Source organism: Streptomyces sp. NBC_00076 (assembly GCF_045041235.1).
In the GTDB taxonomy this organism is placed as follows: Bacteria; Actinomycetota; Actinomycetes; order Streptomycetales; family Streptomycetaceae; genus Streptomyces.
In genome coordinates, this window is sequence record NZ_CP108242.1 from 1406676 (window position 1) to 1418933 (window position 12258).

Consider the following 12258-nt stretch of genomic DNA (forward strand, 5'->3'; position numbering starts at 1 on the left):
CATAGGATCGCGGGGTTTGTCCTCGGCTCGGCCAGAAGATCCGTACGGAGTGCCCCCTCATGCCCGACTCGCACGGCCCCTACGTGCCCCACTCGCACGACCCGTACGTCCGCGTTCGCGGTGCCCGTGAGCACAACCTCCAGGACGTGGACGTCGACATCCCGCGGGACGTGCTGGCCGTGTTCACGGGCGTGTCGGGCTCGGGGAAGTCGTCGCTGGCGTTCGGCACGATCTACGCCGAGGCGCAGCGGCGCTACTTCGAGTCGGTCGCGCCGTACGCGCGCCGGCTGATCCACCAGGTCGGGGCGCCGAAGGTCGGTGAGATCAGCGGTCTGCCGCCCGCCGTGTCGCTCCAGCAGCGCCGGTCGGCGCCGACGTCCCGTTCCTCGGTCGGCACGGTGACCAATCTGTCGAACTCCCTGCGGATGCTGTACTCCCGGGCCGGTGACTACCCGCCGGGCGCAGAGCGGCTGGACTCGGACTCCTTCTCCCCCAACACGGCTGTCGGGGCCTGTCCCGAGTGTCACGGGCTGGGCCGCATGCACCGTACGACGGAGAAGTCGCTGGTCCCCGACCCGTCGTTGTCGATCCGCGAGGGCGCCATCGCCGCCTGGCCCGGTGCCTGGCAGGGCAAGAACCTGCGGGACATCCTCGACGCGCTCGGGTACGACGTCGACCGGCCCTGGCGGGAGCTGCCCGCCGAGCAGCGGGAGTGGATCCTGTTCACGGACGAACAGCCGGTCGTCACCGTGCACCCGGTCCGGGACGCCGAGCGCATCCAACGGCCCTACCAGGGCACGTACATGAGCGCCCGGCGGTACGTGATGAAGACGTTCGCGGACTCGAAGAGCCCCACGCTGCGGGCCAGAGCCGAGCGTTTCCTCACCAGCGCACCCTGCGCGGCCTGCGGCGGCAGCAGACTGCGTCCCGAGGCGATGGCGGTGACCTTCACGGGCCGCACGATCGCCGACCTGGCGGCCCTGCCGTTGGTGGAACTGGCGGCGGCTCTCGAAGCGGGCGCCTCGGAGGCGGCCCGGGTGCTCACCGCCGACCTCAGGTCCCGCATCGCACCCGTGGTCGAGCTCGGCCTCGGCTACCTCAGCCTCGACCGGGCCACGCCCACCCTCTCGGCGGGCGAACTGCAACGGCTGCGCCTGGCCACCCAGTTGCGGTCCGGACTCTTCGGAGTCGTGTACGTCCTCGACGAACCGTCCGCCGGACTGCACCCGGCGGACACGGAGGCGCTGCTGACGGTTCTCTCGCGACTGAAGGCGGCGGGGAACTCGGTGTTCGTGGTGGAGCACCACCTCGATGTCGTGCGGGGCGCCGACTGGCTGGTGGACGTGGGGCCGCACGCCGGCGAGCACGGCGGGCGGGTGCTGCACAGCGGGCCGGTGGCGGAGCTGGCCGGGGTCGCGGAGTCGGCGACGGCCCGCTTCCTGTTCGACCGGTCCCCCGCGCCCGACCGTGAAGTGCGCGCGGCACGCGGCGAGTTGAAGGTCGGTCCGGTCACCCGGCACAACCTGCGCGGCGTGACGGCCGGCTTCCCGCTCGGCGTGCTCACCGCGGTCACGGGCGTCTCCGGGTCAGGCAAGTCCACGCTCATCGGGGAGATCACGGAGGACCTGCCGGGCGTGCGGCGGCTGGTGTCGGTCGACCAGAAACCCATCGGACGCACCCCGCGCTCCAACCTGGCCACGTACACGGGCCTGTTCGACGTGGTACGGAAGGTCTTCGCGGCCACCGACGAGGCCCGCTCCAGGGGTTACGGCGTCGGCCGCTTCTCCTTCAACGTGCCCGGCGGGCGTTGCGAGACCTGCCAGGGCGAGGGATACGTGACCGTCGAGCTGTTGTTCCTGCCGAGCACCTACGCCCCCTGCCCGGACTGCGGCGGGGCGCGCTACAACCCCAAGACGCTCGAAGTGACGTACCGGGAACGGAACATCGCGCAGGTGCTCGACCTCACCGTCGAGGCGGCGGCGGAGTTCTTCGCCGACACCCCGGCCGTGGCCCGCAGCCTCGGCGCGCTGCTGGACGTCGGTCTCGGCTATCCACGCCTGGGCCAGCCCGCGACCGAGCTGTCCGGCGGGGAGGCCCAACGCATCAAGCTGGCCAGCGAGTTGCAGCGTGGGCGCCGCGGCCACACCCTCTACCTCCTCGACGAGCCGACGAGCGGTCTGCACCCGGCCGACATCGAGGTCCTGATGGGCCGGCTGCACGCGCTCGTCGACGCCGGGCACACGGTGGTCGTCGTCGAGCACGACATGGCGGTCGTCGCGGGCGCGGACTGGGTGATCGACCTCGGGCCGGGTGGCGGTGAGGCGGGCGGACGGATCGTGGCGACGGGGCCGCCGGCGGAGGTGGCGCGGACGGAGGGGAGCACTACGGCCACGTATCTGAGGCGGGCGCTTTCCCGGCAGGGCTGAGGCGCCCGATACGACTGACAGGAGAGCTTGCCTCTCCCGCACTGCGGCCGACGGCCTCGCCCCCGCCGCGACTTGCCTCTCGCCCGCCGCGGCTCGCCTCTCCCGCGCGAGGGTTCGCCCAGTGCACGACGGCGACGGCCGAGAGCGCGACCGCGAGGCCGAGGGCGGTCTGCGCGGTGAACGGTTCGTCGAACATGGCGGCGCCCCAGACGGTCGTGACGGGCGCCATCAGGAACATCAGCGTGTTGACCCGGGTGACTCCGGACCGCCGCAGCACCAGCCAGTAGAGCCCGTATCCGCCGAAGGTCGAGAGCGTGACGAGCCACCCGATCGCGATCCAGAAGGACGAGGCGGAGGGCGGTTCGGCCACCCCGGTCGCGAGGGCGGCGCCGGTGAAGACGAGGGCGCTGGTGGCGCAGTGGACGGTCATCGACACGGTGGGCGTGACCCGCGTACGGGAACGCTGTTCGAGGAACGTGGCCGCGACCAGCGACAGCATCCCCGCGAACGGCACCAGGTAGGTCCACCACGCCACGTCGCTGCTGGCCCCGGCGTCGGCCGTGGTGACCAGGGCGACACCGGCGAGGCCCAGGCACAGGCCGAGCCACTGCCTGCCCGAGACGTACTGCCGCAGGAGCGGGCCGGCGAGCGCCCCGGCGACGAGGGGCTGGGTGCCGTCGATCAGGGCTGTCGTGCCGCTCGACACGCCGAGTTGGATCGCCCAGTAGACGGTGAGCAGATAGCCGCTCTGGGAGAGCAGCCCGATCACGGCCTGCCGCCCGACGTCGCGCGCGGTAAGCCCCCGCCAGGATGCCCGCCCGCGTGCGACGGCCGCCGCGGCCAGGACGAGCGCCAGCGGCAGGAACCGCCACATCAGGATCGTCACCGCGCCGGCGTCCTGCGTGCTGAGCCTGGCTCCCACGAACCCCGAGCTCCAGCACAGCACGAAGGCGACGGAGAGAAGGAAGTTCACGACACACCACCCACCAACGAGTTACTAAACAGATCGGTATACCTTTTCGACTCGGCCGAGTATACAGATCGGTATAGTCTTGGGGCATGGGCACCAGGCGGATCACCATGACCCCCGGGGCGCGCCGTGTTCTCACGGCCGCGTCCCGGCTCTTCTACGCGCACGGCATCCACGCGGTCGGGGTGGACCTGATCGCCTCCGAGGCCGGGGTCACGAAGAAGACGCTCTACGACCGGTTCGGCTCCAAGGAGCAGATCGTCGTCGAGTACCTCGCCGACCGCGACGAGCGCTGGCGGGCGTTCGTCGCGGAGCGGCTCGCTCAGGTGGAGCCGGGCTCCGTCGACCGCGTCCTGGCGGTCTTCGACGCCTCGCGGGCCTGGATGACCGAGAGCAGCCCCAAGGGGTGCAGCATGGTCAACGCGCACGCCGAGATCAGCGATCCATCCCATCCGGCCCACGCGATCATCACGGGCCAGAAGGAGTGGATGCTCGCGCTCTTCGCCGACCTGGTCCGGGAATTCGCCCCCGCCCGGGCCGACGGGTCGGCCCGCACGCTGACGCTGCTCCACGAGGGCGCGATGGTCGCCCACGGCCTGCGTGTCTTCCCGGACCCGATCGGCCACGCGCGCGCCCTGGCGGCCGAACTGCTCGCCGACGCCGACGGGAGTCGCGCGCCGGGCTAGGACGGTCCTACGACAGGGAGACCGTGTGGACGGGGTCCGGCTCGGGCAGGGCGTCCAGTTGTGCGGCCCGGGCCAGTGCGCGGCGGTCGGGGTGGCTGCCCGGCGCGATCACCTCACGTACCTCGACCTCGGCCACCAGCCCCCGTGCCGACACCACCCGCCACACCGAGGCGAGCAGGGAGTCGTCGCCGACGAAGGCGGGCGCGGTGCTGGCCGCTCCCCCGGCGAGCCGGTAGCGGATGCGCACCGGCAGCACCGGGACGCCCGCGTCGAGCGCCGCCTGGAACACGGCTCGGCGGAAGTGGCCCTGGGCGCGCCCGCACCAGGTGCTGCCCTCGGGGAACACCGCGACGGCCCGGCCGGCCCGCAGGACGCCCGCGACGTGGGCGACCGTGCCGGGCAGGGCACGCAGCCGGTCCCGGTCGATGAACAGGACGCCCCCGCCCGCCACGAGCGGCCCCGCCACCGGCCATCGCCGGATCTCCGCCTTGGCGAGCATCCTGGCGGGGCGGACGGCGGCGAGCAGCGGGATGTCCAGCCAGGAGATGTGGTTGGCGACCAGGAGCAGCCCTCCGGCGGGCGGCGCGGTGCCGGTGATCCGGACGTGGACCCCTGCGGCCCGTACGATCCACCGGCACCACCGCCTCACCGGTCCGGCGGGGACGAGCCCACCGAGCGGCGACAGCACGACCCCGGCCAGCACCAGGGCCGCGACCACCGCCAGCCGCAGCACGGCCCGTGGTACGGCCGCGGCCGCTCCCGTCCGTTCCACGCACGCCCTCGGGGTGCAGGGCGCGCCGGGCAGCCAGACGCTCATCAGGCCGGGACGAGGGAGAGGAAGTGCCGCAGATAGCGCGGGTCGACCCGGCGCATCGACAGCAGCACATACAGGTCGGCGACCCCGAAGTCCGGGTCGTGGGCGGGCTGCGCGCAGACCCAGGCGCCAAGCCGCAGATAGCCGCGCAGCAGCGCGGGGAGTTCGGTGCGCGCCGGGACGCTCACGTTCTGCGGCACCCAGGGGAGCAGCGGCCGTACCCGGAACTCCTCCGGGGCCAGGTGCTTGTCCCGCACCCGGTCCCAGGTGCCGGCCGCGAGGGCGCCGCCGTCCGTGAGCGGGATCGAGCAGCAGCCGGCGAGCCACTCGTGGCCCTGGTCGACCATGTAGCGGGCTATGCCGGCCCAGATGAGCCCGATGACCGCGCCGTCCCGGTGGTCGGGGTGCACGCAGGAGCGGCCGACCTCGACGAGCCCGGGGCGGATCGGGTCGAGCGGGGTGAGGTCGAACTCGCCCTCCGAGTAGAGGCGTCCGGCGACCGCGGCCCGCTCCGGCGGCAGCAGCCGGTACGTGCCGACGACCTGGCCGGTCGTCGTGTCGCGCACGAGCAGGTGGTCGCAGTACGCGTCGAAGGGGTCGACGTCGAGGCCGGGCTGCGGGGAGCTCAGCAGGGCGCCCATCTCCCCGGCGAAGACCTCGTGGCGCAGCCGCTGCGCGGCCCGCACGTCGGCCTCGTCGCGGGCCAGGGTGACGGTGTAGCGGACGGGAGCGCTCGACTGCGGGGGACGGTCGAGGGTGGAAACGCCGGTCATGGCTCTCTCCAGGGCACGGGCCAACTCGGGGACGGTGGCGGTACACCCTGTTTCTTCCGACACCGGTTGGCGCGCACGTGACCTGGGCCAGGAGTGCGGATGTGAGGTTGTTGAATGCCAGGGGCGCCGCCCGGAGAAGGCGAGACGGGGCCGGGGATGAGCACCACTCCCGGCCCCGCCCGTCCGCACCCTCGGCGAACGCTCTTCACCAGCGGAGCGCGCTACCGCTTGACCTTCCGCGTAGCCCGCAGCCACTCCTTGTTCATCCCGGTGATGGACACGAGCGGGATCCCCTTGGGGCAGGCGGTCGCGCACTCTCCCGTGAGCGTGCACCCCCCGAACCCCTCCTCGTCCATCTGCGCCACCATGTCCAGCACCCGTGTCTCCCGCTCGGGCGCCCCCTGCGGCAGCACGTTCAGGTGATTGACCTTGGCGGACGTGAACAGCATCGCCGCCCCGTTGGGGCAGGCGGCCACACAGGCACCGCACCCGATGCACTCCGCGTGCTCGAACGCGAAGTCCGCGTCCGGCTTGGGTACCGGCGTCGCGTGTGCCTCGGGTGCGGCGCCCGTCGGCGCGGTGACGTACCCGCCGGCCTGGATGATCCGGTCGAAGGCGGTCCGGTCGACGACCAGATCCTTGATCACCGGGAACGCGGACGCCCGCCACGGCTCGATGTCGATCGTGTCGCCGTCCTGGAAGGACCGCATGTGCAGCTGGCAGGTGGTCGTGCGCTCGGGTCCGTGCGCGTCGCCGTTGATGACGAGCGAGCACGCTCCGCAGATGCCCTCACGGCAGTCGTGGTCGAAGGCGACCGGGTCCTCGCCCCTGAGGATGAGCTCCTCGTTGAGGGTGTCCAGCATCTCCAGGAAGGACATGTCGGAGGAGATTCCGTCCACCTCGTACATGGACATGGCGCCTTCGGCGTCGGCGTTCTTCTGTCGCCAGACGCGCAGGGTGAGCTTCATGCGTAGCTCCGCTGAGTGGGGTGGACGTACTCGAAGACCAGGTCTTCCTTGTGCAGGACGGGCGCGTCGCCGGTACCGGTGAACTCCCAGGCGGCCGCGTACCCGAACTCGTCGTCCAGGCGGGCCGCCTCGCCGTCGGGGGTCTGGGACTCCTCGCGGAAGTGGCCGCCGCAGGACTCGGCCCGGTGCAGGGCGTCGAGGCACATCAGCTCGGCGAGTTCCAGGTAGTCGACGACTCGGTTGGCCTTCTCCAGCGACTGGTTGAACTCCTCGCCGACGCCCGGGACCTTGATGCGCCGCCAGAACTCCTCGCGGATCTGCGGGATCCGCTCCAGCGCCTTGCGCAGCCCGCTGTCGGTGCGGGCCATGCCGCAGAACTCCCACATGAGTTCGCCGAGTTCACGGTGGAAGGAGTCGGGGGTACGGTCGCCGTCCACGGCCAGCAGCAGATGCAGCCGGTCCTCGGTCTCCGCCAACGCCTCTTGCACGACGGGGTGTTCGGCGGTGACGCCCTGGTGGTGCGGGTTGCGGGCGAGGTAGTCGTTGATGGTCGCCGGGAGCACGAAGTAGCCGTCGGCCAGGCCCTGCATGAGGGCGGACGCGCCCAGCCGGTTCGCGCCGTGGTCGGAGAAGTTGGCCTCGCCGATCGCGAACAGGCCGGGGACGGTGGTCTGGAGGTCGTAGTCCACCCACAGTCCGCCCATGGTGTAGTGCACGGCGGGATAGATCCGCATCGGCACCTCGTAGGGATCCTCGTCGGTGATCCGCTGGTACATGTCGAAGAGGTTGCCGTACTTCGCCTCGACGGCCTTGCGTCCCATCCGCTCGACGGCGTCCGCGAAGTCGAGGTAGACACCCTGTCCGCCGGGCCCGACGCCCCGCCCCTCGTCGCAGACGTTCTTCGCGGCCCGGGAGGCGATGTCACGCGGGACCAGGTTGCCGAAGGACGGGTAGATCCGCTCCAGGTAGTAGTCGCGCTCGTCCTCGGGGATCCTGTTCGGCGGCCGGTCGTCGCCCTTGGCCCTGGGCACCCAGATCCGGCCGTCGTTGCGCAGCGACTCGCTCATCAGCGTCAGCTTGGACTGGTGGTCGCCGGTGCGCGGGATGCAGGTGGGGTGGATCTGCGTGAAGCACGGGTTGGCGAAGTAGGCGCCGCGGCGGTGGGCCCGCCAGACGGCGGTGGCGTTGGAGTTCATGGCGTTCGTCGACAGGTAGAAGACGTTGCCGTAGCCGCCGCTCGCCAGGACGACGGCGTCCGCGAAGTAGGTGTCGACGCGGCCGGTGATCAGGTCCCGCGCCACAATCCCGCGCGCCTTCCCGTCGACGACGATCAGGTCGAGCATCTCGGTACGCGGATGCATCTCGACGTTCCCCGCGGCGATCTGCCTGCTGAGGGCCTGGTAGGCACCGAGCAGCAGTTGCTGGCCCGTCTGGCCGCGGGCGTAGAAGGTCCGCGAGACCTGGACGCCGCCGAAGGAGCGGGTGTCGAGCAGGCCGCCGTACTCACGGGCGAACGGCACACCCTGCGCCACGCACTGGTCGATGATCTCGACGGAGATCTGCGCGAGCCGGTGGACGTTGGACTCCCTTGCCCGGAAGTCGCCGCCCTTGACGGTGTCGTAGAAGAGCCGGTGGATCGAGTCGCCGTCGTTGCGGTAGTTCTTCGCCGCGTTGATGCCGCCCTGCGCGGCGATGGAGTGGGCGCGGCGCGGGGAGTCCTGGTAGCAGAACTGGACGACGTGGTAGCCCTGTTCGGCGAGCGTGGCGCCGGCGGAGCCGCCCGCGAGGCCGGTGCCGACGACGATCACGGTGTGCTTGCGCCGGTTGGCCGGGTTGACCAGCTTGGCCTCGAAACGGCGCTTGTCCCAGCGCTCGTCGACGGGTCCGGTCGGGGCCTTGGTGTCGACGACCGGCTCACCGGTCGCGTAGTCCACGTACTCAGCAGTCATGTTCAGCTCACCACTCCGGTCATGACGCCCACGGGCACGGCGACGAAGCCTGCCGTGAGCAGCAATGCGAGAACGTCGGCGACGGTCTTCAGGGCGCGGTCGCGGGTGCGGCTGCCGACGCCGAGGGTCTGAGCGGCGCTCCAGAAGCCGTGCCGGATGTGCAGGCCGAGGGCGAGCATCGCGACGATGTAGATGACGTTGCCGTACCAGGTGGAGAAGGTGTCCACGACGTTCTGGTACGGGTGGCCCTCCTGGAAGCCGCCGGAGTGCACGGTGCCGGTCGTCAGGTCGAGGACGTGCCACACGATGAACAGGCCAAGAATGGTCCCGCCCCAGCGCATGGTGCGGGTCGCGTAGCTCGCCCGCGGCTTCTTGTGGACGTACTTGCTCGGGCGCGCCCTGATGTCGCGGCGACTGAGCTGGTACGCGGAGGTGGCATGGGCGACCACGGCGACCACCAGGACGACCCGGACGAGCCACAGCGTCCACTCGTAGTGCATGAACGGCTCACCGACGGTGCGCAGCCAGTGGGCGTAGTGGTTGAACTCGCCCGCCCCGAAGAAGATCTTCAGGTTTCCGATCATGTGGACGACCAGGTACAGCAGCATGATCAGGCCGCTGACGGCCATCACGGTCTTCTTGCCGACGGTGGAGTCCCACACGGTGCGTGCCATGGACGGCCGTCGGTCCGTCCGCGTTGCCAGAGCCATGTGTCAGGACGTTACGGGCGTCAGGCCCGATCGGTCCAAGACATGGCCCGGCTTGATTCCATAGCCTGGGGCTATCGTACGGGTATGCAGTTCCAGCAGCTCCAGTACTTCGTGGCCGTGGCCGAGACCCGGCACTTCACCCGGGCCGCCGAGCTGGTCCATGTCGCCCAGCCGTCCCTGTCGCAACAGATCAAGGCGCTGGAGCGGGAGTTGGGCGCGGATCTGTTCCTGCGGGCGCGGGGCAACATCACGCTCACCGACGCGGGCGAGGCGCTGCTGCCGCTGGCCCGGCGGATCCTGGCCGACGCGGACACCGCCCGGCACGAGGTCCTGGAGCTGGTGCAGCTGCGCGGGGGCCGGATCCGGCTGGGCGCGACACCGAGCGTGTGCACCGGTCTGCTGCCGGACGTGCTGCGCGCCTTCCACGACCGCTATCCCGGTATCCGGCTGCTGATCGAGGAGGGCGGCTCGCACGACCTCGTACGCGAGCTCGCCCGCGGCGCCCTCGACCTGGCCCTGGTCGTCCTCCCGCTGCCGACGCCCTCCCCCGCGCTGACCACGGTGGAACTGCTCCGTGAGGACCTGGTGGTGGTGTCGTCGCCGGAGGCCCCCGCGCCCGGCCGGGGCCGGCGGACCGTCCGCGTCGCCGACCTGGAGGGCGAACGCCTGGTCATGTTCCGGCACGGCTACGACCTGCGGGAGCTGACCGTCGCCGCCTGCCGCGGCGAGGGCTTCGAGCCGGACTTCGCGGTGGAGGGCGGGGAGATGGACGCGGTGCTGGGATTCGTGCGGGCAGGGCTGGGTGTGGCCGTCGTACCGCGCATGGTGGCGACGCGGTCGGGGCGGGGGCTGCGGGTCACTCCGCTCGCGCGGCCCGGGCTGCACCGGACGATCGCCCTCGCTCACCGCAGCGACGTGGCGCCGCCCCGGGCCGCCCGGGAGCTGCAGCGGATGCTGCTGGAGCGATGAGCGCGGCTCAGTTCTGGGACTGGAGGACCGCCGGCTTGAGGACCTCCTCGCACCACTGGCGGAAGGTGGTGGGGGCGAGGTCGGGTGTGGTCGGCTGGGAGGCCCCGTAGAAGCCCTGGGCGTTCTGCGCGTCCACCATGTCGGCATACCCTCGCGCCCACGCCTCGGTCGCCCCGAAACGGATCAGCTTCGCCTTCTGCTCCGCGATGGAGGCGAACTCGGCGCGGACGGACCGGCCGAGCACCTCGGAGAGGACGCCGGCCATGCCCTCCGGGGTCAGGTGGTCGGAGCTGACCAGGGGAACGTCCTCCTGGCCGGCCCAGGAACCGTCGAGGAGCAGGCGGGCGGCTGCGGCGGCGACATCGCGGGTGGCGCACAGGCGCAGTACGCGATCGAGGACGAGCGTCGTGGAGAACACGCCCTCGTCGCGGATCGACGCCACCTGGCGGAGTTCGTTCTCCATCAGGGACGGAGGGCACAGCGCCCGGTAGTGGACGCCCGTGGAGGCGATCGCCTCGTCCATCGCCAGCGACGCCGAGACCAGCCCGGCGTTCCTGGCGACGCCTCGGCCCAGAGTGGAGACGGACACGACCCGCTCCAGGCCCTGCGCCGCGATGATCTCGCACAGCGGCTCGGTGAAGGCCCGGAAGTGTCCCTCGACGCTGTCGGCGCCGGGGGTCGGCGGGACCAGCCAGAACACGCGGTCGGCGCCCTGGCAGGCCTCCTTCAGTACGGCGGGGTCGGCATGCGATCCCTGGACGACCTCCACACGGTCGCGCACCCGCGCGGAGAGCGCGGCCGGGTCGCGGGCGATCACCCGGAGCCGGGCCAAGGCGCCGGAGGCGTCGTGGGCATCGAGAAGACGGGTGACGACCTGGCGGCCGATCTGGCCGGTCGGGGTGGTGACGACAATCATGAACGGCTCCTGCAGACAGGCTGGTTGGGATGTCCATGAGCCTCGTTCCTGGCTGTCCGGAACTGAAGGACCGGTTCGCTCGCGCTTGTTACCCTCAGGGCAATACCGATCGGAGGACCGGTCCATGGAGTCCCGTCCGCTGCGCTACTTCGTCGCCGTCGCCGAGGAGCTCAACTTCGCCCGCGCCGCTGAACGGTTGGGCATCTCGCCGCCGCCGCTCTCGCGGGCGATCCGCCAACTGGAGTCGGAGCTTGGGGCCGTCCTCTTCGAGCGGACCACCCACAGCGTGACGCTGACCCCGGCCGGGGAAGTCCTCCTGGCGGAGGCCCCGTTCGCGCTGGAGGCGTTGGAGGCCGCCGGGCGACGAGCGCGCCGCGCGGCCGCCGCCGAGCCGAAGCTGGCCTTGGCCGTGAAGGCCGACGGTGACGCGGGGCTGCTGGAGGCCATCCTCGCGCGCTACGCGGCCGACCCCGCGGCGCTGCCGGTCTCCGTCCGGCTGTGCGCCTGGCACGAGCAGTCCCGGCTCCTGCGCCAGGGCGAGGCCGATGTCGCCCTGGCGTACGAGCCGTACGACCGCACCGGCCTCGACGCGGAGTACCTGACCGCCGAACCGCGCGTCGCCGCCCTCGCGGCGCGTCATCCGCTCGCGGCCCGGGCCGGGCTGAGCCTCGCCGACCTGGGGCTGCGCCCCGACGAGGTACACCGGTACATCGACGAGATACGCGGCAAGGGCCAGGACCTGGCCCAGCTGCTCACCCTCGTCGGCCTGGGCGAGGTCGTCCCCCTGCTCCCCGCGTCCGTGGCCGACCGCTATCCCCGCCCGGGCGTCGTCTACCGTCCCGTCCTGGACGCACCCCCTGCCGTCCTGGCCGTCGCCTGGCCGCAGCAGTCCCGCTCGACGGCCACCGCGGCACTGGTCCGTGCGGCCGTGGAGGTGGCGGAAACCGCACGGGAGCGGCAGGCGAGCTGAACGCTCCGCCGAGCGACGCGGTGACACATCCGCACGCCGGTGGGAGCTGGTCGCGCCCCGGTCGGCGGAGCGACATGCCGACACGGCACGCGCCGCTCCACACGGGC

The 12258-nt window shown here is 71.7% G+C and carries 11 protein-coding genes; 4 read left to right on the forward strand and 7 right to left on the reverse strand.

Annotation, left to right across the window (positions count from 1 at the left end; genetic code table 11):
- The first annotated feature begins 59 nt into the window (after window positions 1-59).
- On the forward strand, window positions 60-2426 hold the full coding sequence (locus tag OHA64_RS06505; RefSeq protein ID WP_405609239.1) for an ATP-binding cassette domain-containing protein: 2367 nt from the start codon (window positions 60-62) through the stop codon (window positions 2424-2426).
- On the opposite strand, the gene OHA64_RS06510 is transcribed toward OHA64_RS06505, so the two are convergent.
- Window positions 2383-3399: a DMT family transporter gene (locus OHA64_RS06510; protein WP_405609242.1), complete on the reverse strand. Its 1017-nt coding sequence runs from the start codon at window positions 3397-3399 to the stop codon at window positions 2383-2385. The two genes, OHA64_RS06505 and OHA64_RS06510, sit on opposite strands and share 44 nt — an antisense overlap.
- An 86-nt stretch (window positions 3400-3485) precedes the next feature.
- Here OHA64_RS06510 and OHA64_RS06515 point away from each other — a divergent pair, with 86 nt between their 5' ends.
- Window positions 3486-4082, forward strand: coding sequence for a TetR/AcrR family transcriptional regulator (locus OHA64_RS06515; protein ID WP_405609245.1), 597 nt, complete (start codon window positions 3486-3488; stop codon window positions 4080-4082).
- A gap of 7 nt (window positions 4083-4089) precedes the next feature.
- Here the strand turns inward: OHA64_RS06515 and OHA64_RS06520 are convergent, their stop codons facing one another.
- From OHA64_RS06520 to OHA64_RS06540, 5 genes are all read right to left on the reverse strand, one after another.
- The gene (locus OHA64_RS06520) at window positions 4090-4899 is read right to left on the reverse strand and encodes a lysophospholipid acyltransferase family protein (protein WP_405609248.1); all 810 of its coding nucleotides are present in this window, start codon (window positions 4897-4899) and stop codon (window positions 4090-4092) included.
- Window positions 4899-5669, reverse strand: a complete 771-nt coding sequence (locus OHA64_RS06525; RefSeq protein WP_405609251.1) for a GNAT family N-acetyltransferase — start codon at window positions 5667-5669, stop codon at window positions 4899-4901. Before OHA64_RS06525 ends, OHA64_RS06520 begins: the two co-directional genes overlap by 1 nt.
- A 221-nt stretch (window positions 5670-5890) precedes the next feature.
- The gene (locus OHA64_RS06530) at window positions 5891-6637 is read right to left on the reverse strand and encodes a succinate dehydrogenase/fumarate reductase iron-sulfur subunit (RefSeq protein ID WP_405609254.1); all 747 of its coding nucleotides are present in this window, start codon (window positions 6635-6637) and stop codon (window positions 5891-5893) included.
- A complete protein-coding gene (locus OHA64_RS06535; RefSeq protein WP_405609257.1) occupies window positions 6634-8586 on the reverse strand; it encodes a fumarate reductase/succinate dehydrogenase flavoprotein subunit in 1953 nt (650 codons plus the stop codon). Before OHA64_RS06535 ends, OHA64_RS06530 begins: the two co-directional genes overlap by 4 nt.
- Window positions 8587-8588: 2 nt before the next feature.
- Window positions 8589-9260 (reverse strand): succinate dehydrogenase, encoded by a 672-nt coding sequence (locus OHA64_RS06540; RefSeq protein WP_405623879.1) that lies wholly within the window; start codon window positions 9258-9260, stop codon window positions 8589-8591.
- 120 nt (window positions 9261-9380) lie between these two features.
- Between OHA64_RS06540 and OHA64_RS06545 the strand changes: the two genes are divergently transcribed.
- Window positions 9381-10265: a LysR family transcriptional regulator gene (locus OHA64_RS06545; RefSeq protein WP_405609260.1), complete on the forward strand. Its 885-nt coding sequence runs from the start codon at window positions 9381-9383 to the stop codon at window positions 10263-10265.
- 7 nt (window positions 10266-10272) lie between these two features.
- On the opposite strand, the gene OHA64_RS06550 is transcribed toward OHA64_RS06545, so the two are convergent.
- Window positions 10273-11181 carry an NAD(P)H-binding protein gene (locus OHA64_RS06550; protein WP_405609263.1) on the reverse strand — a complete coding sequence of 303 codons (909 nt, stop codon included), beginning with the start codon at window positions 11179-11181 and terminating at the stop codon, window positions 10273-10275.
- Window positions 11182-11305: 124 nt separating this feature from the next.
- Here OHA64_RS06550 and OHA64_RS06555 point away from each other — a divergent pair, with 124 nt between their 5' ends.
- Window positions 11306-12151, forward strand: coding sequence for a LysR family transcriptional regulator (locus OHA64_RS06555; RefSeq protein WP_405609266.1), 846 nt, complete (start codon window positions 11306-11308; stop codon window positions 12149-12151).
- The last annotated feature ends 107 nt before the right edge of the window (window positions 12152-12258 follow it).